At 66.9% G+C, this 21,896-nt stretch carries 26 protein-coding genes and 1 tRNA gene; 13 read left to right on the plus strand and 14 right to left on the minus strand.

What is annotated here, in order from left to right; genetic code table 11:
- Nucleotides 1-118: 118 nt before the first annotated feature.
- Nucleotides 119-195: transfer RNA gene (locus H7U20_RS24430), tRNA-Pro, on the minus strand.
- A gap of 127 nt (nucleotides 196-322) precedes the next feature.
- Between H7U20_RS24430 and H7U20_RS24435 the strand changes: the two genes are divergently transcribed.
- Nucleotides 323-988, plus strand: coding sequence for a hypothetical protein (locus H7U20_RS24435; protein WP_199761747.1), 666 nt, complete (start codon nucleotides 323-325; stop codon nucleotides 986-988).
- A gap of 80 nt (nucleotides 989-1,068) precedes the next feature.
- Here H7U20_RS24435 and rsmI read toward each other — a convergent pair whose 3' ends face one another.
- Nucleotides 1,069-1,989: a 16S rRNA (cytidine(1402)-2'-O)-methyltransferase gene (gene rsmI / locus H7U20_RS24440; RefSeq protein ID WP_199761748.1), complete on the minus strand. Its 921-nt coding sequence runs from the start codon at nucleotides 1,987-1,989 to the stop codon at nucleotides 1,069-1,071.
- A gap of 131 nt (nucleotides 1,990-2,120) precedes the next feature.
- Here rsmI and H7U20_RS24445 point away from each other — a divergent pair, with 131 nt between their 5' ends.
- The 5 genes from H7U20_RS24445 to H7U20_RS24465 all read left to right on the plus strand — a co-directional run bounded on the left by H7U20_RS24445 (nucleotide 2,121) and on the right by H7U20_RS24465 (nucleotide 5,642).
- Nucleotides 2,121-3,296, plus strand: coding sequence for a penicillin-binding protein activator (locus H7U20_RS24445; protein WP_233411053.1), 1,176 nt, complete (start codon nucleotides 2,121-2,123; stop codon nucleotides 3,294-3,296).
- A gap of 28 nt (nucleotides 3,297-3,324) precedes the next feature.
- Nucleotides 3,325-3,672, plus strand: a complete 348-nt coding sequence (locus tag H7U20_RS24450) for a YraN family protein (RefSeq protein ID WP_199761750.1) — start codon at nucleotides 3,325-3,327, stop codon at nucleotides 3,670-3,672.
- Between the two features lie 57 nt (nucleotides 3,673-3,729).
- Entirely contained in the window at nucleotides 3,730-4,326 is a 597-nt protein-coding gene (locus H7U20_RS24455) for a phosphoheptose isomerase (RefSeq protein ID WP_199761751.1), read from the plus strand.
- Nucleotides 4,319-4,993: a BON domain-containing protein gene (locus H7U20_RS24460; RefSeq protein ID WP_199761752.1), complete on the plus strand. Its 675-nt coding sequence runs from the start codon at nucleotides 4,319-4,321 to the stop codon at nucleotides 4,991-4,993. Before H7U20_RS24455 ends, H7U20_RS24460 begins: the two co-directional genes overlap by 8 nt.
- A 127-nt stretch (nucleotides 4,994-5,120) precedes the next feature.
- Nucleotides 5,121-5,642, plus strand: coding sequence for a TlpA disulfide reductase family protein (locus tag H7U20_RS24465; protein ID WP_199761753.1), 522 nt, complete (start codon nucleotides 5,121-5,123; stop codon nucleotides 5,640-5,642).
- A 166-nt stretch (nucleotides 5,643-5,808) separates the two neighbouring features.
- Here the strand turns inward: H7U20_RS24465 and H7U20_RS24470 are convergent, their stop codons facing one another.
- From H7U20_RS24470 to H7U20_RS24485, 4 genes are all read right to left on the minus strand, one after another.
- Complete coding sequence (locus H7U20_RS24470; RefSeq protein ID WP_199761754.1) at nucleotides 5,809-6,711, minus strand: DUF3034 family protein; 903 nt, start codon at nucleotides 6,709-6,711, stop codon at nucleotides 5,809-5,811.
- Between the two features lie 72 nt (nucleotides 6,712-6,783).
- Nucleotides 6,784-7,227, minus strand: coding sequence for a group I truncated hemoglobin (locus tag H7U20_RS24475; protein WP_233411054.1), 444 nt, complete (start codon nucleotides 7,225-7,227; stop codon nucleotides 6,784-6,786).
- Between the two features lie 44 nt (nucleotides 7,228-7,271).
- The gene (locus H7U20_RS24480) at nucleotides 7,272-7,691 is read right to left on the minus strand and encodes a PaaI family thioesterase (RefSeq protein ID WP_199761756.1); all 420 of its coding nucleotides are present in this window, start codon (nucleotides 7,689-7,691) and stop codon (nucleotides 7,272-7,274) included.
- A 94-nt stretch (nucleotides 7,692-7,785) separates the two neighbouring features.
- On the minus strand, nucleotides 7,786-8,661 hold the full coding sequence (locus H7U20_RS24485; protein ID WP_199761757.1) for a LysR substrate-binding domain-containing protein: 876 nt from the start codon (nucleotides 8,659-8,661) through the stop codon (nucleotides 7,786-7,788).
- A 187-nt stretch (nucleotides 8,662-8,848) separates the two neighbouring features.
- Between H7U20_RS24485 and H7U20_RS24490 the strand changes: the two genes are divergently transcribed.
- From H7U20_RS24490 to thrH, 3 genes are all read left to right on the plus strand, one after another.
- Complete coding sequence (locus tag H7U20_RS24490) at nucleotides 8,849-9,610, plus strand: 2OG-Fe dioxygenase family protein (RefSeq protein WP_199761758.1); 762 nt, start codon at nucleotides 8,849-8,851, stop codon at nucleotides 9,608-9,610.
- Nucleotides 9,611-9,679: 69 nt separating this feature from the next.
- Nucleotides 9,680-10,297 (plus strand): LysE family translocator, encoded by a 618-nt coding sequence (locus H7U20_RS24495; RefSeq protein WP_199761759.1) that lies wholly within the window; start codon nucleotides 9,680-9,682, stop codon nucleotides 10,295-10,297.
- Nucleotides 10,298-10,309: 12 nt separating this feature from the next.
- Nucleotides 10,310-10,978 carry a bifunctional phosphoserine phosphatase/homoserine phosphotransferase ThrH gene (thrH, locus tag H7U20_RS24500; protein ID WP_199761760.1) on the plus strand — a complete coding sequence of 223 codons (669 nt, stop codon included), beginning with the start codon at nucleotides 10,310-10,312 and terminating at the stop codon, nucleotides 10,976-10,978.
- Between the two features lie 98 nt (nucleotides 10,979-11,076).
- Here thrH and H7U20_RS24505 read toward each other — a convergent pair whose 3' ends face one another.
- Nucleotides 11,077-12,267 carry an MFS transporter gene (locus H7U20_RS24505; protein ID WP_199761761.1) on the minus strand — a complete coding sequence of 397 codons (1,191 nt, stop codon included), beginning with the start codon at nucleotides 12,265-12,267 and terminating at the stop codon, nucleotides 11,077-11,079.
- On the minus strand, nucleotides 12,264-13,541 hold the full coding sequence (locus H7U20_RS24510) for a serine hydrolase domain-containing protein (protein WP_199761762.1): 1,278 nt from the start codon (nucleotides 13,539-13,541) through the stop codon (nucleotides 12,264-12,266). The genes H7U20_RS24505 and H7U20_RS24510 overlap by 4 nt, the downstream gene beginning before the upstream one ends.
- A gap of 113 nt (nucleotides 13,542-13,654) precedes the next feature.
- Between H7U20_RS24510 and H7U20_RS24515 the strand changes: the two genes are divergently transcribed.
- A complete protein-coding gene (locus tag H7U20_RS24515) occupies nucleotides 13,655-14,545 on the plus strand; it encodes a LysR family transcriptional regulator (RefSeq protein WP_199761763.1) in 891 nt (296 codons plus the stop codon).
- An 84-nt stretch (nucleotides 14,546-14,629) separates the two neighbouring features.
- Nucleotides 14,630-15,058 (plus strand): hypothetical protein, encoded by a 429-nt coding sequence (locus H7U20_RS24520; protein ID WP_233411055.1) that lies wholly within the window; start codon nucleotides 14,630-14,632, stop codon nucleotides 15,056-15,058.
- On the opposite strand, the gene H7U20_RS24525 is transcribed toward H7U20_RS24520, so the two are convergent.
- Complete coding sequence (locus H7U20_RS24525) at nucleotides 15,005-15,868, minus strand: AraC family transcriptional regulator (protein ID WP_199761765.1); 864 nt, start codon at nucleotides 15,866-15,868, stop codon at nucleotides 15,005-15,007. The genes H7U20_RS24520 and H7U20_RS24525 overlap by 54 nt on opposite strands.
- A 100-nt stretch (nucleotides 15,869-15,968) precedes the next feature.
- Between H7U20_RS24525 and H7U20_RS24530 the strand changes: the two genes are divergently transcribed.
- Together H7U20_RS24530 and H7U20_RS24535 are read left to right on the plus strand one after the other, a co-directional pair.
- Complete coding sequence (locus H7U20_RS24530; protein ID WP_199761766.1) at nucleotides 15,969-17,267, plus strand: FAD-dependent oxidoreductase; 1,299 nt, start codon at nucleotides 15,969-15,971, stop codon at nucleotides 17,265-17,267.
- A gap of 11 nt (nucleotides 17,268-17,278) precedes the next feature.
- The gene (locus H7U20_RS24535; RefSeq protein ID WP_199761767.1) at nucleotides 17,279-17,635 is read left to right on the plus strand and encodes a VOC family protein; all 357 of its coding nucleotides are present in this window, start codon (nucleotides 17,279-17,281) and stop codon (nucleotides 17,633-17,635) included.
- 195 nt (nucleotides 17,636-17,830) lie between these two features.
- Here H7U20_RS24535 and H7U20_RS24540 read toward each other — a convergent pair whose 3' ends face one another.
- The 5 genes from H7U20_RS24540 to lipB form a co-directional block, all read right to left on the minus strand.
- On the minus strand, nucleotides 17,831-18,415 hold the full coding sequence (locus tag H7U20_RS24540; protein WP_199761768.1) for a hypothetical protein: 585 nt from the start codon (nucleotides 18,413-18,415) through the stop codon (nucleotides 17,831-17,833).
- An 8-nt stretch (nucleotides 18,416-18,423) separates the two neighbouring features.
- Nucleotides 18,424-18,957: a hypothetical protein gene (locus H7U20_RS24545; protein ID WP_199761769.1), complete on the minus strand. Its 534-nt coding sequence runs from the start codon at nucleotides 18,955-18,957 to the stop codon at nucleotides 18,424-18,426.
- Nucleotides 18,954-19,781, minus strand: a complete 828-nt coding sequence (locus H7U20_RS24550; protein WP_199761770.1) for a TIGR04255 family protein — start codon at nucleotides 19,779-19,781, stop codon at nucleotides 18,954-18,956. The genes H7U20_RS24545 and H7U20_RS24550 overlap by 4 nt, the downstream gene beginning before the upstream one ends.
- A 193-nt stretch (nucleotides 19,782-19,974) precedes the next feature.
- The gene (gene lipA, locus H7U20_RS24555) at nucleotides 19,975-20,961 is read right to left on the minus strand and encodes a lipoyl synthase (protein WP_199761771.1); all 987 of its coding nucleotides are present in this window, start codon (nucleotides 20,959-20,961) and stop codon (nucleotides 19,975-19,977) included.
- A gap of 31 nt (nucleotides 20,962-20,992) precedes the next feature.
- Nucleotides 20,993-21,685 carry a lipoyl(octanoyl) transferase LipB gene (lipB, locus tag H7U20_RS24560; protein WP_199761772.1) on the minus strand — a complete coding sequence of 231 codons (693 nt, stop codon included), beginning with the start codon at nucleotides 21,683-21,685 and terminating at the stop codon, nucleotides 20,993-20,995.
- Nucleotides 21,686-21,896 lie beyond the last annotated feature (211 nt).

Consider the following 21,896-nt stretch of genomic DNA (forward strand, 5'->3'; position numbering starts at 1 on the left):
CGCCCCCGGGGGGGCCCCACCCCAGGTCCACGCCGCTGGGTTGATGTCGGCATCACAAACCGCGCGCGCATAGAAAAATCCCCGTGTGATGTTTCCATCACACGGGGATTTTAAATTTTGGTCGGAGTACAAGGATTCGAACCTTGGACCCCCTGGTCCCAAACCAGGTGCGCTACCGGGCTGCGCCACACTCCGAAGAAGCAAGATAATACAAGTCGGATGAACGTCCGTCAAGGGCCTTGGCAAATTCAGTTTAGATCATTGCGATATTTTTTCAATGTGAGACTATGGAGCTGATTTTGCCCTTAGCAGAAAAACCACGATGCACACTCTTCCCGCCGTCACCGCCCCCGTCCTGTACGGCACCGCCGCCAAGCGGCGCTGGGGCATCGGCACCGGCCTGGCGGTGTCGCTGGCGCTGCACGCGCTACTGATCCTGGCCTACCGCTTCGCCTGGCAGCCGCCGCCAGTCGACCCGGCGCGGCCGGCGCCGACGCTGACTGTCTGGCTGCGCCCCGTGCCGCCGCCGGTGGCGCGCCTGCTGCCGCCGCCAACACCGCCGGCCACGCCCGCGCCCAAAACCAGGCCGGCACGCCAGCGCGCCGAACGCACGCCGCGCCGCGCCGCCGCGACCGAAGCGAGCGCGGCCAAGCCCGCCGGCGCGCCGGCGCCACCAATCAGCCTGCCGTCGCCGGCCGGCGAGCAGCGCGCCGACCTGTTCGCGGCGGAGCAGAAACCCAAGTTCGATATGGAGGCGGCGCGCAAGAGCGCGCGCAAGCTGGCCAACAATCTCGACGATCCGGCGCGCGCCGGCACCGCCGTGGCGCAACTCGACAAGAAGCCGCTGTACCCGGAGGAGCGTGACGGCAAGCTGGCGCGCGACATCGCCGGCGCCAAGCGGGCCAACTGCAAGGACGGCGTCCCTGGCGGCCTGCTGGCGCCACTGTTCCTGTTGATGGACAAAAAGGACAGCGGCTGCAAGTGGTGAGGCGGCCGCGCGCTGCGCGCCGCTGCCGTGGTGGCGTGGCCAGCGGCGCGTGTGGCGACCACGCCGACGCCGCTGCCGGCCTAGTCTTCGGCGTCGCCGTCGGCCTTCATCTGCAAGGCGCGGTCGTACAGCGCGTTCTTCTTGCGGCCGGTGATCTGCGCCGCCAGGTTGGCGGCCTGCTTGACCGAGCACTCGGCCAGCAGAATCTTCAGGATGCGTTCGGCCTCGACGTCCTGCTCGTCCGCGGCGGCCGGCGCGCCGGCCAGCAGCACGACGAACTCGCCCTTTTCGCGGTGCGGGTCGGCCTTGATCCAAGCCTCGGCCTCGGCCAGCGGACAGCGGTGGATCTCCTCGAACATCTTGGTCAGCTCGCGCGCGAAGACCACCTCGCGTTCGGGCTCGAACACCGCCGCCAGCGCGCCGGCGCAGTCGAGGATGCGGTGCGGCGCCTCGTAGAACACCATCGTCGCGGTGACCGCGCGCAGCGTCTGCAAAAAATTCTCGCGCTGCTTGGCCTTGGCCGGCAGGAAGCCGACGAAGTAGAACTGGTCGTTCACCAGGCCGCTGGCCGACAGCGCCGTCACCGCCGCCGAGGCGCCCGGCAGCGGCAGCACGCGCAGGCCGGCGGCGCGCACCGCGTCGACGATGCGCGCGCCCGGGTCGGACACGGCCGGCGTGCCGGCGTCCGACACCAGGGCGATCCGCTCGCCCGCCTGCAGCCGCGCGATCAAGGTCTCGGCCACCTCGCGCTCGTTGTGCTGGTGGGCGGCGATCAGCGGCTTGTGCAGGCCGAAGCGGGTCATCAGCTGCGCCGTGTTGCGGGTGTCCTCGCAGGCCACGGCGTTGACCAGGCTCAAGACGTGCAGCGCGCGCAGGCTAATGTCGGTCACATTGCCGATCGGGGTCGCCACTACATACAATGTTGCGCTAGGATAGGTCTGGTGCGCCGTTTCGCCCATGATGGGCAGGCTGGCGATGGGGCTGAATTCTTGTACGGTCATTTGGGGGTAGGATGCTGGCTAAAAGTGTGAAGTTGCTGCTGTTGGGCGCGGGCGCCGCCGCCGTCGCCGGCTGCAGCACGCCTTGCGGCGCGCCCGGCCGATTGTGCGCGCCTATTTCGTCAAACACAAGCATGGCGCCGCCGCTGATGGTCTACGCGCCGGCGCCGGTGGCCAAGCCGGAGGCGGCCGAGCCTTCCCGCGTCGAGACCTTCGCCGTCGAGCCGCCCGGCGCCGGCGCGGCGGCCGATGAACGCCGCGCGGCCGGCAATGATACCGCGGCGCCGGCCAACACCACCCGCATCGCCCTGCTGCTGCCGCTACGCTCCGAGGCCCTGGGCCAGGCCAGCGCGGCGCTGCGCGACGGCTTCATGGCGGCCTGGGAACGCGACCGCGACGGCATCGCCGTCACCGTCATCGAGACCGGCGACGTGGCGCAGGACGTGCTGGCCAACTACGCCGACGCGCTGCAGCGACAGGACCTGGTGGTCGGACCGCTGTCGCGCTCGGCCGTCGGCGCGGTGGCCGCCAGCGCCCTGGTGGCCAAGCCGACCATCGCCCTGAACTACCCCGAGGGCCACGGCGGCGCCGCCGAAACCGCCTTGCCGCCGCAGATGCTGGCGATGGGCCTGTCGATCGAGGAGGAGGCGCGCCAGGCGGCGCAGTGGGCCGGCACCGAGCATCCGAACAGCAGCGCGCTGGTGGTCGCCACGGCCACGCCGTGGCAGCGCCGCAGCGCCGCCGCCTTCGTCGCCCAGTGGCAGCGCCTGGGCCGGCCGGTGCGGCTGGTCGAGCTGACGGCGCCGAACGGTTACCTGAGCGACCCCGAGCTGGTGCAGCTGCGCGCCCGCGTGCAGGGCGAGGCGCCCGACCTGGTGTTCGCCGCGCTGGGCGCCGACCAGACCCGCCAGCTGCGCGCCGCGCTGGGCAGCGAGCTGCCGCTGTACGGCACCTCGGCCCTGAATCCCGGCAACGGCAGCAACTTCCCCGACCAGGAGCTCGACGGCGTGCGCCTGCTCGACCTGCCCTGGCAGATCCAGCGCGACCATCCGGCGGTGATGGTCTACCCGCGCCCGCCGCAAACGCAGGAACGCCGCCCCGGCGCGGCCGACCTGGAACGGCTCTACGCGCTGGGCATCGACGCCTTCCGCGTGGCGCGCCAGATCGCCCGCCAGCCCAGCGGCCGCTTCGTGCTGGACGGCGTGACCGGCCGGCTGGCGGTCAGCTTCGGCCAGGGAACGGCCAGTTTCGAGCGCGTCGAGCAAGCGGCCGTGTACAAGAACGGCGTGCCGCAGCCGGTGGCGCCCTGAGCGCCGCCACGACGCGCGCCAAACCGCCATGCGCACCGAGCGCCAGCGCCTGGGCAGCCAGGGCGAAGACGCCGCGCTGGCCCACTTGGAGGGCCAGGGCCTGACCCTGGTCGAGCGCAACTTCCTCTGCAAGCTCGGCGAGATCGACCTGGTCATGCGCGACGGCGCCCAGTTGGTCTTCGTCGAGGTGCGCCGGCGCGCCGACCGCAAGCACGGCGGCGCCGCCGCCAGCATCGGCCCGCGCAAGCAGCTGCGCATGCAGCGCGCCGCGGAATACTATTTACTGCGTTTCCCCCGTCTGCCGTCCTGCCGCTTCGACGTGGTGGCGATCGACGGCGCCGAATTGAGCTGGCTGCGCAACGTGCTGCAAATGTAAGCATTTTTTACCGCGCTTGTCCGGCGCGCCGGGCCACTGCACTATAATCACGACACTATGAATAATCAACGCATCCTGGCGCACTTCCACGAAAGTGCCGAAATCAAAATCCAATCCGCCACCGTGCTGGCGCAGCCCATCGCGCAGGCGATCGACATGATGTTTGCCGCTCTGTCGAACGGCAACAAGATTCTGGTCTGCGGCAACGGCGGCTCGGCCGCCGACGCCCAGCACTTCGCCGCCGAGCTGGTCGGCCGCTTCGAGCGCGAACGCTTTCCGCTGCCGGCGCTGGCGCTGACCACCGACACCTCGATCCTGACGGCGGTGGCCAACGACTACAGCTACCGCGAGATCTTCTCGAAACAGGTGCAGGCCTTCGGCCAGGCCGGCGACATCCTGCTGGCGCTGTCCACCTCGGGCAACTCGGGCAACGTCGTCGCCGCCATCGAGGCGGCGCTGGAACGCGAAATGCGCGTCGTCGCCCTGACCGGCAACGGCGGCGGCGCCATCGGCAAGCTGCTGACCGACGCCGACGTGCACATCTGCGTGCCGGCCGAGCGCACCGCCCGCATCCAGGAAGTCCATCTGGTGACCATACACTGCATTTGCGACGGCATCGACGTCGCGCTATTCGGAGGAGACGCGAATGACTAATTTCGACCAGGGCCCGGGCTGGAAACGCCTGCAACGTCCGCTGGTAATGAGCTTGTTGTGCGGCGCGCTGCTGACTTCCTTGACCGGCTGTGTCGAGATGCTCGTCGGCAGCGCCGTGATCGGCACCGTGGCCGCCTCGGACCGCCGCACCTTCGGCGCGCAGACCGAGGACAAGACCATCGCCGTCAAGGGCGAGATCAAGCTGCAGAACCTGGTCGGCGACGCCGGCCACATCAACGTCAACAGCTTCAACCGCCGCGTCCTGCTGACCGGCGAGGTGCGCGACCAGGCCATGAAGGATGCGGTCGAACGCGAGATTCGCGGCATCGAGGGCGTGGTCTCGGTGGCCAACGAACTGGAGATCGCCGGCCTGTCGAGCTACACCTCGCGCTCCAGCGACGCGCTGATCACCACCAAGGTCAAGGCCAGCCTGGTCGACATGAAGGACATCTCGGCCAACTCCTTCAAGGTGGTGACCGAGCGTGGCGCCGTCTACCTGATGGGTCGCGTGACCCAGCGCGAAGGCACCATCGGCGCCGACGTGGCGCGCGGCGTCAGCGGCGTGCAGAAAGTGGTGAAAATCTTCGAGTACATCACCGAGGAAGAGTGGAAGAGCTACCAGCCGACTCCCGCCGCCGCGCCCAAGCAGCAGGCCGGCAGCAACTAAGCCAGCCGACGCTTGACCGCGCGGGGCGGACCAAATGTCCGCCCCGCGCGCGCATTCGGCGTATTCAAACGGTCTTAAGAATACCGGCCTATAATGTTCGCACCTGCCATCAGACGGTGAACATCTTATGCACGCATCCCGCTCCAATTCCACAGCCTGGCTCAAGCCCGCGCTGGCCGCCGTGGCCATCGCCGCCGTCGGCGTGGCCGCCTATGTCTCGCTGAACCAGCAAAGCAGCGCGCCGGCCGTGACCTTCATGAGCATCAAGGGCGAGAAGATCACGCCGGAGAGCCTGCACGGCAAGGTGGTGATGGTCAATTTTTGGGCAACCTCCTGCGCCACCTGCGTGGCCGAGATGCCGAAAATGGTCGAAACCTACAACAAATACAAATCGCAGGGCCTGGAGTTCGTCGCCGTGGCGATGCGCGACGATCCACCGAACTACGTGGTCAACTACGCCGAAACGCGGCAGTTGCCGTTCAAGGTGGCGCTGGACACGGCCGGCGACGCCGCCAAGGCCTACGGCAACGTGGCCATGACGCCGACCACCTTCGTCATCGACCGCAACGGCAAGATCCTCAAGCGTTATGTCGGCGAACCGGAATTCCCGGCGCTGCACAAGCTGCTGGAAAAAGCCCTGCGGGGATAGGACCGGGGAAGCGGGCAATGAATCGATGAGGGACGCCGAGGCGTCCCTTTTTCATCCCGCACCGAACCGCCAAGTCAAGAAACCCACAGGCGCAAATCTGGGGTCAGACCCAGCGGGTCTGACCCCGGCTCTCTGCCTTTGGGTGCTTGGTAGCCGCAGACACCGCTCAGAAGCCGGCCTGCAGCGACAGGTACACACCGTGCTGCTTCTTCGGATTGAAGACGGTGATGTCGCCCAGCTCGGCGTAGGCCACGGTGGCCGAGAAATTCTTCGACGGGAACCAGGCCAGGAACACGTCGTAATAGGCCTTCTCGTGGTCGACACCCAGGTTGTGCGGCTTGCGCCGGTATTCGGCGCCCAGCACCAGTTTGCGGTCGAGCAGATAGGCGGCCGACAGCTCCGGCATCAGGCGCTGGCTGTCGCCCTGGTCGCCGCCGAAGCCGAGCAGGCCCATCTGGTTGGCGCGGGTGGCGCGCAGCGTGGCGTTGAGCAGCAGGCTTTGTTCGAACAAGATCTTGGTGGCGGCCACGTAATAGTCGTAGCCGTGATCGTCCTTGGCGCCCAGTTGCTTGACACTGCTCACGCCCAGCGCGCCCAGCCCGCCTATGCCCTTGTTGCGCTTGTAGAGCACACCGATGGCGATTTGCGGCAGCAGCCGGTCCTGCTCGTAGACGGCGTCGCCGGCCACGCGCAGCTTGAGGCCGACGATGTCCTGCTTGATGCGCAGCTGGTCGAGCGGCGCCAGGCTGCCCTGGAAATCCTGCCGCGCCAGCGACAATTCGAGCCGGTCGGCGATACCGACCGCCACGCCGTAGCTGCCCAGGGTGTAGTCCTGCGTGCCGACGTAGGTGTAGTGGGCGTTGGCGCCCCAACTGTCGCGCGTGCCGTAGCCGGTGATCAGCGCCCACGGCGTGATGCCGCCGCCGCCGGCGCCCTCCAGCTGCGAGACGCCGCCGGTGGCGAGGAACTTGCCCATATCCGGCTTGCTTTGCGCCGAGGCGCTGGCGCCGGCGAACAGGGCGCAGCCCAACAAGGCCAAGCGGGGCAGGGTGGTATGGAGATGGCGCATGGGGTTTTCCTTGTTCTGGCCAAACGACGCCGATGGCATGGCGCTTATTTGGCGACGCTGATTTCGTAACGCTTATTTGGTGACAATATCGCGCTGCATCGGCGCCAGCTTGGCGATCAGCTTGTTCTGCACCGCGTTGGCGACGCCATGCGCCGCCATCGCCAGTTGCAGATCCTCGGTCAGCGCGTTGAACTGGGCGTTGCTGATCTTCAGGTCGATGTGCGCAGTCGACATGTCGCGGTCCTTGTACTTGCCGGTGTACTTGCAGGGGCCGCCGCTGAACTCGCACAGCTGCTCGGCCAGCCGCTCGGCCAGCTGCTTCAAGTCGGTGTCGACGAACTGCTCCTTGATGCGCACGTCGGCCGTCACCATGGGGATGAAGGTGTCGACGATCTTCTTGATGCCCGCCTTGCCGCCCAGGCCCTGGAAGGTCGAATCCTCGGTGTAGGGCGTTTGCGCCCAGGCCAGCGAGGAGGCCAGCAGCAAAGCGGCGCCTATGTGTTTACTCAATGTCATGGTGGTCATCCTATCGGTGCGCAGCAAGTGCCCATTTTCACATGCTATTTCGGATAGAGGATCATCTGTGTGCAGCGAAACAACGCTATCGTTTTGCCTGTCGCCTTGTTGCTCACCACCGCGTCCCACACCTGGGTGGTGCGGCCCTGGTGCACCAGCTTGGCCGTGGCGCTGATGCTGCCCTCGCGCGCCGTGCCGAGGTGGTTGGATTTGAGCTCGATGGTGGTGAAGCTGCTGGCCCCCTCGGGCAGCTGGGCGATGCAGCCGAAGCCGCAGGTGGTGTCGGCCAGCGTGACCACGCTGCCGGCGTGCAGGAAGCCGTTCGGCGCCAGCAGCTTGGCCGTCACCTCGCACTCGGCGCTTACCTCGCCGTCGCCCACCGCCGTGACGACGATGCCCAGATGCGCCGGCAGGCTGCCCTTGCTGATGTGGTTGAAATACTCGGGGGTGAATGGTGGATTCATCGCGCTTGCTCCTGGGTGGCTGGCCGGACCACGACCGCATGCATTGATGATAGCAACTTTCCACCCGTCGATCGCGGGAACGTCGCCTATCGTCTCAGGCCGGCGCGTAGCGCATCTGCTGGCGCATCCACTTCAAAAAGGCGGCGCGGCGCGGGTCGGAATCGAAGGGCAGCAGCGACAGCAGGCAATACTCCGAGCCGTCGCGCACGAAGCCGAACGGCGCCACCAGGCGGCCGCCGGCGATCTCGTCCTGCGCCATGAACACCGAGCTGATGGCCACGCCCAGGCCGGCGCCGGCCGCCTGCAACGTCAAATAGAAATGCTCGTAGGTCTGGCTGCCACTGTGCTCGGCCGCCGTCTTGCTGACGCCGCGCCAGCTGGCCCATGCCGTCTTGCGCGAGGAAGTGTGCAGGATGCGCTGCGCCGGCAGATGCAGTTGCTTGCGTTTCAATAGGCTCGGCGCGCAGACCGGACCGATCCACTCGTCGCACACGGCGGCGGCGTGGACGCTGGCGTCCCACTTGAAGTCGTTGCGGCGCAGGGCGATGTCGACGCCGTCGCGCTGGAAGGCGACCGGACCGCCGGAGGCGAAGATGTGCAGCTGGATTTCGGGATGGCGCTGGTAGAAATCGCCGAGCCGGGGGATCAGCCATTTCATCGAGATCGTCGGCTCGCAGGACAGCACCAAGGGGGCGTGCCGCGCCGGCTGGCGCAACGCCTCCATAGTGGCGTTGAGGTGCTCGAAGGCGTACTGCGTCGCCGCCCACAGCTGCTCGCCCTGCGGTGTCAGGAACACGCCGCGATTGCGCCGCTCGAACAGGGCGATACCCAGCGATTGCTCCAGCAGGCGCACCTGCCGGCTGACGGCGCCGTGCGTCAGGTGCAGCTCGTCGGCCGCCTGGACAAAGCTGCCCAGCCGCGCGGCGGCCTCGAAAAACCGCAGCGAATTGAGCGGTGCCTGGCGGTTCATTGATGTTTCATCATCTGTTAGTTTTTCTCACATGTTATCGAAAGTATAAATCGCTTTTCCGGTGCCGGCAATGTATCGATAATTTCAATCAGAAACTTGAAGAACGGAGCCGTCGTTCCACCTCGAAGGACGATGATTTTTCACCGATAACTGTGCGTCGAATGATGCGTAACCAGGAACTTTTAACATGACTATTTTGTTGGATGAAGGCCAGATTTGCGCACCGGATATGGCCATTGATCGACTCTGCAACCTGATCACCCGCAAGGACCGCTGCTTCATTCCGGCCGAGCGAATGAGGGAGCATCTGGTCGAGGGCAACGCGGAGGCGCTGGCCGATCTGGCGGCCTTCCGCGACAGCTGGAACGACATGCCCTGCGACGAGTACATGGCCGACGGCGGCCGTTACCGCTCGCGCCGCCACGCCACGCTGCGCGCGCTGCCGTCGAGCCACGTGGTGTACGTGGAGCCGCACCAGCCGCACTACCAAAGCCTGAGCTACAACAACCTCAACGGCGGCATCGCCCGGCACTACCAGCCGATCGCGCCGCAGGTCCTGCGCGGCCCGACGATGACGGCGATCCTGCGTTTTTGCTGCAGCATCTTCGGCCGCCTGTCGCCGTACGCCCACTGGCACATCGAGGTGCACCAGTTCCGCATCGACGCCAAGCTGGCCGCCGAGGGCAAGCCGACGCCGGAGGGTGTGCACCGCGACGGCGTCAACTTCGTGCTGATGTTGATGATCAACCGCAAAAACGTGGTCAACGGCTGCACCCAGATCTATGACCTGGACAAGCAGCGCATCGACAGCTTCACCCTGACCGATCTGTTCGACGCCGCCATCGTCAACGACCACCACGTGCTGCACGGCGTGACGCCGATCGTCCAGCTCGACGTCGACCAGCCGGCCAGCCGCGACGTGCTGGTGGTGACCTTCCGTAAAAAATAGCAGCGCCAGCAGCACCAGCATCGCGCGGCGCCACGCCGCGCGGTCTTCCCATCTCAGAAGGAAAGCAACATGACCGAGCTCATTGCCGTCGCCCTCATCACCATACTCGCCACCATCAGCCCGGGGCCGGATTTCGCGATGGTAACGCGCAACAGCTATTTATACGGCCGCAACGCCGGCCTGCTCGCCGCGCTCGGCATTGCGCTGGGCGTGCAGGTGCACGTGTTCTACACGATGTTCGGCGTCGCCCTGATTATCGCCCACTCACCCACATTATTCACCCTGATAAAGATAGTAGGAGCCCTCTACCTAATCGTCATCGGCTGGAAAACCTTCGCCAACAAAGCCAAACTGACTATCGATCTGCATGGCGCCAACGCCGTCTCGCCGCTGCGCATGGTCGGCAACGGCTTCTTCACCAACGCGCTCAATCCCAAGACCACGCTGTTCGTCGTCAGCACCTACACCCAGGTGGTGCAGGCCGGCACGCCGTGGACCACCCAGTTCGGCTACGGCCTGTTCATGTCGGCCACCCACTTCTTCTGGTTCGGCCTGGTCGCGCTGTTCTTCTCGCAGCAGGCCTTCCGCTCGCGCATGCTGAACCACCAAAGCGCCATCGACAAGCTGATCGGCGCCATCCTGATGGCGCTCGGCACCTCGCTGGCCTTCGCCAACTTGAGCCACTAGGTGGGGGGCGGGATGAACATCGCATGCATAGACCTGGAGGGTGTGCTGGTGCCGGAGATGTGGCCGCATGTCGGACAACTGGCCCGCATTCCCGGGCTGGCCGTCACCACGCGCGAGGAGCCTGACTATCCCCAGCTGATGCTCAGACGGATCGCCTTGTTGCGCAGGAACGGACTGCGCCTGGTCGACGTCCAGCGCATCGTCGCCACGCTGCGGCCGCTGCAAGGCGCCGCCGGCTTCTTGGCGGCGCTGCGGCGCCAGCACCGGGTGCTGGTGCTGTCGGACGCCTTTGTCGAACTGGCGGCGCCTTTCGCGGCGGCGCTGGGGCCGGTGGAACTGCAGTGCCACAGCCTGTCGGTCGACGCCGACGGCTTCATCGACGGCTGCCGTTTCCTGCCCAGACGCGGCAAGGAGGAGACCGTGCAACTGCTGCAGCAGGACGGGCACCGGGTGCTGGCCGTAGGCGACGCGCTGAACGACCTGGCCATGCTGCGCCAGGCCGATCTCGGCTTCCTGTTCCAACCGTCGCCGCAGACGCTCGACGTGGCGCGCGATCTGCGCGTCGCGCTCGACTACGACGACATCCTCGCCGTCGTCGAGCGCGCCGCCGCATCCGTCGGACGGCAATTCATCCTGCCGCCCGGCGGCATCGTCCTGCGCAAGGCCGGCAACGGCGCCTGAGGCACCCCAACCCAAGCGGCGCCGGCGCGGAAGCCGGGGCGGCCGCGCTGGCGCCAGCGCAGCTTTGGCCGCTTTGGCCGCTTTGGCCGCTGCCGGCGCTAACCGGGCGCCGCCACGGCGGGCCGGGCGAGCGGCTGCGGCGCGGCGCCATACCACACCACCTTCAACACCACCATGGCCATGGCCAGCGCGGCGAACAGCAGGCCGCTGGCGATGCTGCCCTGGATGCCGAAGCGCTCGATGGCCCAGCCGCCGGCGAGCGAGCCGATGGTCACGCCCAGGTTGATGAAGGCGATATACAGGCCGGTGGCGAACTCCGGTGCGTCCACCGCCTCGGCGCTCAGCCAGACCTGCGTGACAATCAGGCCGCTGGTGTGGGCGGCGCCCCAGAACAAAGCGATGACGGCCATCGGCGCCAGCGCCGGCGTGGCAAAGAAGTACAGCATCGCGTAGGCGCCGGCCAGCGCCAGCGGATGCAGCAGCACGGTCGCCAGCATGCCCTTGCCGAGCAGGCGGCCGGCCAGCAAATTGCCCAGCACACCGCCGACGCCGAAGATCGCCAACATCACACCGATCGTTCCTCCATCCATGCCGGTGCGCTGGCGCAGATACTCGGCGGCGTAGGCGTAGACCGAGAACATGGCGGCGAACACCAGCGTGGCGGCGGCGATATTGAGCCACAGCGGCGGCCGGCGCAGGATGCCCAACTGCTTGCCGTAGGATCGTCGGCCGCTGGCAGGTGCCGGCGGCAGGCTGGCGATCAGGCCGCCGGCGGCGACCAAGTTGACGGCGGCGCAGAACAGGAACGACATCTCATAGCCGAAGCGGGCGGCGACCCAGGTGGTCAGCGGAATGCCCAGCACCATGCCCATGCTGGTGCCGATGAAGGCATGCGCGCTGGCGCGTGTGGCCTGCTGCGGCGGATACATCGAGACGGCGGCCACCATCGCCAGCGAAAAATACACCGGATGGAACAGCGCCGCCAGCAGGCGCAGTCCCATCAGCGCGCCGAAGCTGGGGGCGTAGGCCGACAGCGCGCTGACGACGGCGAACAACAGCAGCGCGCCGGCCAGCACGCGCTTGCGCTTGAAGCGCGCGGCCAGCAGCACCAGCGCCGGGCCGGCCACGGCGACCACCAGCGCGAACAGGCCGACCAACAGGCCGGCGCGCGCCGCCGTGACGTGGAAGCGCTCGATGATCTGCGGCAGGATACCAACCACGCCGAACTCGATGCAGTACAGGCCGAACAGGCCGAGCGCGATGAAGCAGACCGGCTGGCGGCCTGTCACGGCCGCGCTCCGGCGGCGCTGGCGCAAACGGCGGCGGCGGCGGCGGCGGTGTCGGTGTCGGCGGCGGCGGCGGCGGTGGAGCAAGCGGAAGCGGCGGCCGGCGTGCCGCCATAGACGGCGTGGCACAGCTGGTCGACGAACGCTCCGGCCATGCCCTCCAGCGCGGTGTTGGTGAAGGCCACCACGCTCAACTCGCGCTGCGGATCGACGAACCAGGAGTGGCCATAGGTGCCGCCCATGCGCCAGGTGCCGACCGATTCGGGACTCCGCGCTGCGGCCGGGTCCTTCAACACGGTGAAGCCCAGGCCGAAGCCGCGCCCGGGCCAGAAGGCCATCGGCAGCTCGCCGATCTGGTTGCTGCCCATCTGCGCCACCAGCGCCGCCGGCAGCAAGGGCGCGCCGCCCCGACGCAGGGTTTCCAACAGACGCAGCAGGTCGCCCGCCGAGCCCACCATGCCGGCGCCGCCGGAGGGGTAGGCGGCGGCGTCAAGCGCGCGGTCCGGCGCCAGGTGGAAGCCGGCGCTGCCGTCGAGGAAGGGAATCCAGTCGGGGCTGCCCAAGCGGCGCGGCGCCGGGCCGGCATTGGCGTAGGCCGCCGTCAGCCGCTGCGGGTCGCGCGCCGTGAAGGCGGTGTCGAGCATGCCCAGCGGCATGGTCACCAGTTGCGCCACGGCCTGCGGCAACGCCAGGCCGCTGACCTGTTCAATCACGGCACCGAGCACGTCGGTGGCGATCGAATACTTCCACTCGGTGCCCGGGGCGTACAGCAGCGGCGCGGCGGCGATGCGGGCGAGGTTGTCGCGCAGACTGACGCGGCTGTCGTCCATGCCGTCGGACACCTCGGCGCGCGCGTAACTGCCGTCCTCCGGCTGGAAGAAGCGGTAGCTCAGACCGGCGGTGTGGGTCAGCAGGTGGCGCACGGTGATGACGGCGGCCGTGCCGTCCGCCAGCCGGGGCAGGAAGTACGGCAGGTAGCGGGAGACGGCGGCGTCCAGATCGAGGCGGCCCTGCGCCAGCAGCACCAGCGCGGCGGTCGAGACGATGGGCTTGGAGACGGAGGCCAGGCGGAACAGGGCGTCTTCGCGCATCGGCCGGCCCGCCTCGCGGTCGGCCATGCCGACGGCGCGCTGGTAGGCCAGCCGGCCGCCTTGGGCGACCAGCACGACGGCGCCGACCAGGCGCTGCTCGGCCAAGGTGCGCGCCAACACGGCGTCGATGCGGGCGGCCAGCGCCGGATCGGCCGGGTGTTGATTTGGGATGGTGAAATCGGACATGCAAACTCCTTCGCTAGTGGGGATGCCCAGCTTAGCGCCGCGCCGGCGATAGAAAAATGGGCTACAGTTCCGCTCATAGCGGACACTATCGTCCTCAATCAAAAGGAAAAAGCATGGATCATTTGGGCGGCCTGGCGGCCTTTGTGCAGGCGGCGGAGGCGCGCAGCTTCGTCGCCGCCGGGCGGGTGCTGGGCGTGTCGGCGTCGGCCATCGGCAAGAGCGTGGCGCGGCTGGAACTGCGGCTGGGCGTGCGCCTGTTCCACCGCAGCACGCGCAGCATCACGCTCACGGCCGAGGGCGGCGTCTTCCTGCAAAGCTGCCGCCGCATCCTCGGCGAGATCGAGCAGGCCGAGCAGGCGCTGTCGAGCAGCATGGCGGCGCCGCGCGGCCGGCTGCGCATCAGCCTGCCACTGGTGGGCGGCCTGCTCAATCCGGTGCTGGCGGCCTTCGCCCGCGCCTATCCCGAGATCGAGCTGGACCTCGACTGCACCGACCGCCGCGTCGACGTCATCGAGGAGGGCTTCGACGCCGTGGTGCGGGTCGGCGAGACGGCCGACTCACGCCTGATGAGCCGCAAGCTGGGCAGCTTCCAGCTGCAACTGGTGGCCGCGCCGGCTTATCTGGACCGGCAGGGCGCGCCGGCGCTGCCGGCCGATCTGCGGCGGCACCGCTGCCTGCTCTACAAATTCCCCAGCACCGGCAAGGTCGAAGCCTGGCCGGTGGCGGGCTGGGAGCAGCTGCATGCCGCCGGCCTGCCCACTGTCCTCGGCTGCAACACCATCGACACCCTGATCCATTGCGCCGAGCAGGGCCTGGGCATCGCCTGCCTGCCCGACTTCGCCGTGCGCGCCGCGCTGGCCGAGGGCCGCCTGCGCGCCGTGCTGGCCGAGCACACCAAACACAGCGGCTCCTTCCAGATCCTGTGGCCGTCGAGCAAGCAGTTGTCGCCCAAGCTGCGCGTGTTGATCGACTTTCTGGGCGAGAAGGTGTTTCCGAAAATGTAAGCATGGGTGACACTGTTGGGCGTCACCAACGGCTTCGGCTATGTTATTGTTTTTCCATATCGTTTCCCAAAGTCAGGAAAAATGATGCAGTCAGCAATCGCCGGCTTGGTTATCGCCGTCAATCTCGCGCTCGCCGGCGGCGCCGTGGCAAGCGAAGCGGCGCCGGCAGCGACAGCGCCACCGGCGGCGGCAGCGGCAGCGGCACCGGCAGCGGCACCGGCGCCGGCGCCGTTCTATGTTCCCGACGCGGTCATCAAGCAGGCGATCAGCGATGTGCTGCACGCCGAGGCCGCGCCGGTGTCGGCGTTCAAGTCCGGCCCCGAGATCTACAGCGGCGACCCCACCAGCGCGCGGATGACGGCGGCGTTCAACCAAGCCAGGGTGCCGGACTGCCTGCACGACAACGCCCTGAAGCACCAACCCGCCCACATCGGGCCGATCGGCGTGGTCGGGCCGCTGTCACTGCCCTGGGTCATCTCCGCCGTCCTGCGCGGCAAGTGCAGCCTGCCCTGAGGCGGCGCCGGCGAAGTAGCGCCCCGGCGACGCGCCGAAGGCCCGGCGGAACATCACGATGAAATTGCTGGCCGTGGCGTAGCCCAGCGCGTCGGCGACGACGGCGACCGGGTCGCCGCGCGCCAGGCGTTCCAAGGCGTGCGTCAGACCGGCCTGCTGGCGCCACTGGGCGAAGCTGCTGCCGGTCTCGGCGCGGAACTGCCGGCTCAGCGTGCGCGCCGACATGCCGCCCCAGTCGGCCCAGTCGGCCAAGCTGCGCCGGGCGTCGGGCTGCGCCAGTATCGCCTTGGCCACGCGCAGCAGGCGTCGGTCGGACGGCATCGGCAGATGCAGCGGCTGCTGCGGCGCCTGGCGCATCTCGTCGAGCAACACCGCCACCACCCTTTCCTGCTCCTGCGCCAGACGCGGCTGACCGGCCCAGGAGGCGGCGCGGCGCACCAGGGCGCGCATCAGCTCGTTGACGCCGACCACGCGGGGCCGGGCCGGCAGGGACACACAAGCCGGCGGTGCCAGCAGGATGCTCCAGCCGCTCATGGCGCCGCTGACGCTGACCTGGTGCTCCAGGCCGGGCGGTATCCAACCGGCGCGGTGCGGCGGCAGCAGCCATGAACCGTGGTGGGTGCGCACGTGCAGCAGGCCGCTTTCCACGCAGAACAGCTGGCCGCGCAGATGGCTGTGGCTGGCGTATTCGCGGGTGCCGAGGCGGAACTGGCTGTCCGGCCCGTCCTCGTTCCACAAGGCGATCAAGGGCGGACCGTCGGCCTGCTCGCTGAAGTCGGGCACGGGCTTCGATGGCATCGGCTGCGGCATGGCTCAATCTCAATATTTTTTGACTCGATAACGTTATCAGTTCCGCCCCCCGCCGTCCAATAATGGTTGCTCGCATCGCCATCATTGGAAAGGGAGAGACATGACGATCACACCATTGCGCGTCGCCATCGTCGGCGCCGGACTGGGCGGGCTATGCCTGGCCCAAGGGCTGCAACAACACGGCATCGCCGTGCAGGTCTACGAGAGGGACGCCGCGCCGGCGCAGCGCCGCCAGGGCTACCGTCTGCGCATCGACCGGACCGGCCAGACGGCGCTGGCGCGCTGCCTGCCGCCGGCGCTGTATGCGCGCTTCCAGCGCGGCTGCGCGTTGGAAGCGGGCGGCGTGCGCACCCTGGATACGCGGCTGGCGCCGCTGCAAGGGAAGTGGGTCGATGACTGGCACGACGACGACGACGGCCAGGCCGACGCCGTGCCCGACCTGCGCGCCGACCGCCAGACCATGCGCGCGCTGCTGCTGAGCGGGCTGGAGGGCAAGGTGCATTTCGGCAAGGCGCTGAACCGTTACGAGGAAGGCGGCGAGCACGGCGTCATCCTCCATTTCGACGACGGCGGCATGGCCGAGGCCGACGTGCTGGTCGGCGCCGACGGCGTCCATTCCAACGTGCGGCAGCAGCGTTTCCCCACCGCCGCGCCGGTCGACACGGGCGACGTCTGCTGCTACGGCAAAACCGTGCTGGACGCGGCGACGCGCGCCAAGGTCGCCGCGCAATTGCAGTCGGGAACCTCGGTGATCTTCGAGCAGGGACTGGCGCTGGTGGTCGACACCATGCGCTTCGACGCGGCGGCGCCGGCCGGGGGCGGCGGGGCCACCGGGGTCGGCGGAGGCGGCGAAGTCGGCGAGGTCAGCGGAGTCAGCGAGGTCAGCAAAGTCGGCGAGGTCGGCGGTGTCGCCACTCTGGAGCGGACAAGCGACTACCTGTACTGGGCGCTGATCGGCCGGCGCGCCAGCTTCGGCATCGCCGCCGACGACCCGCTGCGCTGGTCCGAGGCGGCGCTGCGCCTGCGCATCGCCGCACTGGTCCAACCGTGGCCGGCGCCGCTGCGCGCGCTGTTCGAACTCGCCGCGCCGGATGCGGCCACGCTGCTGCCGGTGCGCGCCGCGCCCAAGCTGGCGCCGTGGCCGGCCAGCCGGGTCACATTGCTCGGCGACGCCATCCACACGATGAGTCCGGCCAGCGGCTTGGGCGCCAACTCGGCGCTGTTCGACGCGGCCGCGCTGGCACAGGCGCTGGGCGAGGCGGCCGTCGGCCGGCTGCCCCTGCTGGACGCCATCGCCAACTATGAACAGCAGATGCGCACACACAGTTTCACCGCCGTGCAAGCCTCGCGACAGGGCGGCAAACAACTGTTCGCCGCATCAGAAGAATGCTCAATTTAAGGGGAAAATCAATGAAATTGAATCACTTGAATCTGCAAGTCGACGACGCGGCCAAGATGGCGGCGTTTTTGGTCGAGCACTTCGGCTTCTCGGTGACGCTGGAAAAGCCGGACCGCAGCATCATCGCGCTACAGGGCGACGGTTTCGACCTGGTGCTGCAGCAAACGGAAGACGGCCCGCCCGCCTATCCGCCGGGCTTCCACTTCGGCTTCATCCTGGCAAACCACGAGCAGGTCGACGCCGCCCACACGCGCCTGCGCCGGGCCGGCGTGGTGGTGGACAAGGAGATCAGCCAAAGTCGGCGCGGCAGCCAATTCTTTTTCGCGGCACCGGGCGGCCTGCGGCTGGAGATCGGCTGCCACCACTAGCGGACTAGTCGAGCCAGGCCAACAATCCTTCGCCGCGCAATCTGTTTCATCAGCTTGCGAACCAGTTCAGGGCGATGAAAAACCGCTGCTGCGGACGGCATGGCGCTCACCTACTATAGCGAACTATAAAAGAATTATAGTCAGACTATAGACGTCGGCCAGTTCGCATTTCGGCGTAAGGAATCTCTTTTTTCATCAAATTGACGGAAACAACCCTGACTTCTGCACAAGTAGGAACAGACGCACACGCAACTCCTTCTTTTGGACTTTCGACAGGCCGTGGCAATTGGCAACGATATCGCCATGAAGTGGGTCGTCGGGCAACGATGTGTCGTAGAGACGCATGCGCGCCGGCATCGCATCGACACTCAGCGCACGGGCACCGTCGGCGACGAAGCGTAAAACACCGAGGTATTGTCGTTCCGGCTGTGGCGGACGCTCTGTCGACCCGCTGCGGATTCGCTCGGCCAACGCTTCGCCTTGCCGGTGAAGCGCGGGAAGCGCGGGAAGCGCGAGTGTCCAATCAATCCGGACACGGTTCACCGATGCTCCGTACTTGAACGCATCCAAGACAACAGTCTCGTCAATTTCGCCGCTCAGGCGCGACGTGTGTGCGGGTTCGAACACAAAACGTGCCAACACCTCGTCGTCAGCGATCGGTCCCGGCGATGTCCTGCCGACCTGAACACGCTGGCAGCCGCCCAAAGGATCAACGCCAATGGCGAACGTGACGAATTCGTCCGCTGGTCCTGCGTAACGGCCGAGATCTTCGCAGGCCATCGGCCCGCCTAGGCGCCGATGACGTCGCGCAGCTGAGGCGGCAGCGTTCCACCCGACCAGCTGCCCGATGTGACATCGAGTTCCCGCGCGGCGGACCAGGGGAATTCGCCATCGGTATCGAAGTCGATGCTCGCATACATGTCGCTGTGGCGCCAGAACGCGGCCAAGGTGCCATCGTTCATCAACATGACCTTCGGGGCTGGAACGCCTTCCAGCAGCAGCATGAGGAGTCCGCGCTGGGCCGAGGCCAGCTGCTCGGCATTTGGCGCCGCCACGGGCAAGGTCGACCAATTCGCCGGAACCGCACGAAGACGCTCAATCTCGTCGAGCTGAGCCGCGTATGCGTCCATGAGCGCGGAGCTGCCCAGTTGGTCGAGTTGCCATGACATCTTGGAGAAGACATTGCGATGGTGCTTGGAAACGCCTTGAACCCGCTGCGCCAGCTCCCGCACAAGTCCGCCACGATAGTCAACGGTGCTGGCAACCCCGGAAACGGGCATGAAATACTTGGGACTGGCAGTAGAAGCAAGTGTCAGGTTCATTTTGTCTCCAAGACCTTCAGGCCGATCTGATCGCAGACGCTCTGGCTAAGAAGCTGAACCAGCACACGTTTGTTTTCGATATGCAGGCTGTCGAGCGCGAGCGCCACATCCGATGGTTGAATGGGGATCACGCTGGCGCCCTTCGCGTGGCCACGTTCCAACATACGGTGCTGCCCATTGATACGCAACAGACAGCCTTGCTCATCCGTTGTAAGGTCCACGTTCATGACGTTATGCACCAGGCGACCGTCCATGCCAGCAGAGAACCAGCCTTGATGAATATGCCACGGCGCGTCCTCGGACCAGATGCGCGGACTCAACCAAGCAGTCCCATCCAGGAACAGTTGACGCGTTGCGGCAATCGGAGAATTTGTGTCGACACGGAACGCGTCTTGATACTGGACCCCCACCGCCTGCATAGGGTAATCCTGCGCCGCCACAAGCGCAATGAGCGGCATAAGGACATCCAGCGCCTTTGGCTTGGTGGCCTCCCATCGATCGTACTCCATGCAACTGCATGACAACAAATCTGGACGGGCCTGTACCAACCATGTCGGCTTGCCATCGGCACTGTGCCGGGACAGCTGCAAGCCACCGGCTTCGGCCATGCCCACCGACGGGCCGTCCTTGCCTATGCTCACAGTCAATTCTTGCAGGGCTTCGGCACGGGGCAGGAACTCGCGCAGCAACGCAGATCCATCATGCAATGCCCGTATCGCGGCGATCACGTCGGAAGAAACGGGAACGCCCCACTCAACGGCGAGCGCCATGACCTCAATGGCATGCTTACCCGCCGCAGGTTTGACCAAGAGTTCGCCAAGCATGTTTAGTGACCCCGTCTACCGGTATGCAAATCGATAAGATAGCATATCAGTTTCACGTTTTGATGTCCTCAAGCTTTGGGCGCCACGCCAAGGTCCGGCGACGGCTCACGGATGAGCGGTCTGGCCGCCGACGCTCGCACCAGGGGAAGCGGCGGCCGGGCTGGTCGACCATCCGCCGGGATTTGTTACCGTGTTACAGCGGCGCCAGCACGCCCTGGGCCTGCTCGTCGGCGTGGTAGGAGCTGCGCACCATGGCGCCCACGGCGGCGTGCTTGAAGCCCATCTTGTAGGCCTCCGCCTCGAACATCTTGAACACGTCCGGGTGCACGTAGCGGCGCACCGGCAGGTGGCTGTTGGACGGCGCCAGATACTGGCCGATGGTCAGCATGTCGATGTTGTGTTCGCGCATGTCGCGCATCACCTGCAGGATCTCCTCGTCGGTCTCGCCCAGGCCGACCATGATGCCGGACTTGGTCTTGACGTTCGGATACAGCTCCTTGAACTCCTTGAGCAGTTGCAGCGAGTGCATGTAGTCGGAACCGGGACGGGCTTCCTTGTACAGGCGCGGCGCGGTTTCCAGGTTGTGGTTCATGACGTCGGGCAGGCCGTCCTTGAAGATGGCCAGGGCCTTGTCCAGACGGCCGCGGAAGTCCGGCACCAGCACTTCGATCTGGGTGTTGGGCGACAACGCGCGGGTGTTCTGGATGCACTCGACGAAGTGGCCGGCGCCGCCGTCGCGCAGGTCGTCGCGGTCGACCGAGGTGATCACCACGTAGCTCAGGCGCAGCTTGGCGATGGTGTTGGCCAGGTTGCCCGGCTCTTCCTTGTCGAGCGGATCGGGACGGCCGTGGCCGACGTCGCAGAACGGGCAGCGGCGGGTGCACTTGTCGCCCATGATCATGAAGGTGGCGGTGCCCTTGCCAAAGCATTCGCCGATGTTCGGGCAGCTGGCTTCTTCGCAGACGGTGACCAGCTTGTTCTCGCGCAGGATGTCCTTGATCTCGTAGAAGCGGGTCGAGGCCGAGGCGGCCTTGACGCGGATCCAGTCCGGCTTTTTCAGACGCTCGATCTGTTCGATCGGCACGATCTTGATCGGGATGCGCGCAGTTTTGCTGGCGCCTTTTTGCTTTTCGCTCGGGTTGTAAGCGGGAGCAATCTTGTCGGTGGTCTCAGAGGTCATTTGGCTGCGGGCCCACAGGGGCGTAGTTTGGTTATTCGTGGTGGTTGCCGGCGGGCCGCTCTGCGGCCACCTCCAGCACTTGCGTCAGTTCTTGCGCCAGCGCCTGCTGCACCTCGGCCAGGGTCGCCTGCGCGCCGAGGCTGCGCATGTCGACCGTTGCCAGGCCGGAGTAGCCGCAGGGGTTAATCCAGGAGAACGGGGTCAGGTCCATCGCCACATTGAGCGACAGGCCGTGGTAGGTGCAGCCGTTGCCGCGCACCTTGAGGCCGAGCGCGGCGATCTTGGCGCCCTTGTGCGGACCTTCGGCGACGTAGATGCCGGGGGCACCGTCGATGCGCTCGCCTGCGAGATTATACGCCGCCAGGACATTGATCATCGCCTGCTCGATTTTGTGGACGAACTGGCGGGCGTACAACTTGCCGCCGGGCTTGTTGCGGCGCAGGTCCATCAGCAGGTAGATCACCACTTGGCCGGGGCCGTGGTAGGTCACTTCGCCGCCCCGGTCGGTCTGCACGATGGGCACGCTGTCGGCGCCGGCCAGCAGGTGGCCGCGGTCGGCGCCCAAGCCCAGGGTGAACACGGGCGGGTGCTCGACGATCCACAACTCGTCGCGGCTGTCCGCCGTACGCGCGTCGGTGAAGGCGCGCATGGCGGCGAAGGTGGGTTCGTAGTCGGCAAGGCCAAGATGGCGGATCAACGCCGTTTCGGCGTGGGGTGTGAACATGGTGGCTCAGGTGGAGGGGTTCGGAGGCCGGACGGCCGGGGAACCGGAACTGCGACATTATAAGGCAGCGCGGGCCGGGGGCGGGGTTGGCGGGGGAAAACGCGGAGCTTGCGGGGCGGCGGAGCCGGCCGGCGGCGATGTTGCCCGGGCCGTGAGGAATGGGCGCAGGCGTCGCAGAGAAAACCCCTGAGGCGCAAACCTGGGGTGGGGC

Origin of the sequence: Rugamonas violacea (assembly GCF_016461825.1) — a bacterium.
Taxonomy (GTDB): domain Bacteria; phylum Pseudomonadota; class Gammaproteobacteria; order Burkholderiales; family Burkholderiaceae_D; genus Rugamonas.

Bases quoted from the DNA above. Each gene is read 5' to 3' on its own strand.
- H7U20_RS24540 (WP_199761768.1), bottom strand. From the start codon at position 18,415: ATGGCCTGCGAAGATCTCGGCCGTTACGCAGGACCAGCGGACGAATTC.
- H7U20_RS24475 (WP_233411054.1), bottom strand. From the start codon at position 7,227: ATGACATTGAGTAAACACATAGGCGCCGCTTTGCTGCTGGCCTCCTCG.
- H7U20_RS24470 (WP_199761754.1), bottom strand. From the start codon at position 6,711: ATGCGCCATCTCCATACCACCCTGCCCCGCTTGGCCTTGTTGGGCTGC.
- H7U20_RS24480 (WP_199761756.1), bottom strand. From the start codon at position 7,691: ATGAATCCACCATTCACCCCCGAGTATTTCAACCACATCAGCAAGGGC.
- H7U20_RS24490 (WP_199761758.1), top strand. From the start codon at position 8,849: ATGACTATTTTGTTGGATGAAGGCCAGATTTGCGCACCGGATATGGCC.
- H7U20_RS24510 (WP_199761762.1), bottom strand. From the start codon at position 13,541: ATGTCCGATTTCACCATCCCAAATCAACACCCGGCCGATCCGGCGCTG.
- H7U20_RS24525 (WP_199761765.1), bottom strand. From the start codon at position 15,868: ATGCCGCAGCCGATGCCATCGAAGCCCGTGCCCGACTTCAGCGAGCAG.
- lipA (WP_199761771.1), bottom strand. From the start codon at position 20,961: ATGACCTCTGAGACCACCGACAAGATTGCTCCCGCTTACAACCCGAGC.
- H7U20_RS24545 (WP_199761769.1), bottom strand. From the start codon at position 18,957: ATGAACCTGACACTTGCTTCTACTGCCAGTCCCAAGTATTTCATGCCC.
- H7U20_RS24515 (WP_199761763.1), top strand. From the start codon at position 13,655: ATGGATCATTTGGGCGGCCTGGCGGCCTTTGTGCAGGCGGCGGAGGCG.
- lipB (WP_199761772.1), bottom strand. From the start codon at position 21,685: ATGTTCACACCCCACGCCGAAACGGCGTTGATCCGCCATCTTGGCCTT.
- H7U20_RS24535 (WP_199761767.1), top strand. From the start codon at position 17,279: ATGAAATTGAATCACTTGAATCTGCAAGTCGACGACGCGGCCAAGATG.
- H7U20_RS24450 (WP_199761750.1), top strand. From the start codon at position 3,325: ATGCGCACCGAGCGCCAGCGCCTGGGCAGCCAGGGCGAAGACGCCGCG.
- H7U20_RS24495 (WP_199761759.1), top strand. From the start codon at position 9,680: ATGACCGAGCTCATTGCCGTCGCCCTCATCACCATACTCGCCACCATC.
- H7U20_RS24435 (WP_199761747.1), top strand. From the start codon at position 323: ATGCACACTCTTCCCGCCGTCACCGCCCCCGTCCTGTACGGCACCGCC.
- thrH (WP_199761760.1), top strand. From the start codon at position 10,310: ATGAACATCGCATGCATAGACCTGGAGGGTGTGCTGGTGCCGGAGATG.
- rsmI (WP_199761748.1), bottom strand. From the start codon at position 1,989: ATGACCGTACAAGAATTCAGCCCCATCGCCAGCCTGCCCATCATGGGC.
- H7U20_RS24455 (WP_199761751.1), top strand. From the start codon at position 3,730: ATGAATAATCAACGCATCCTGGCGCACTTCCACGAAAGTGCCGAAATC.
- H7U20_RS24530 (WP_199761766.1), top strand. From the start codon at position 15,969: ATGACGATCACACCATTGCGCGTCGCCATCGTCGGCGCCGGACTGGGC.
- H7U20_RS24465 (WP_199761753.1), top strand. From the start codon at position 5,121: ATGCACGCATCCCGCTCCAATTCCACAGCCTGGCTCAAGCCCGCGCTG.
- H7U20_RS24550 (WP_199761770.1), bottom strand. From the start codon at position 19,781: ATGCTTGGCGAACTCTTGGTCAAACCTGCGGCGGGTAAGCATGCCATT.
- H7U20_RS24445 (WP_233411053.1), top strand. From the start codon at position 2,121: ATGGCGCCGCCGCTGATGGTCTACGCGCCGGCGCCGGTGGCCAAGCCG.
- H7U20_RS24460 (WP_199761752.1), top strand. From the start codon at position 4,319: ATGACTAATTTCGACCAGGGCCCGGGCTGGAAACGCCTGCAACGTCCG.
- H7U20_RS24485 (WP_199761757.1), bottom strand. From the start codon at position 8,661: ATGAACCGCCAGGCACCGCTCAATTCGCTGCGGTTTTTCGAGGCCGCC.
- H7U20_RS24520 (WP_233411055.1), top strand. From the start codon at position 14,630: ATGCAGTCAGCAATCGCCGGCTTGGTTATCGCCGTCAATCTCGCGCTC.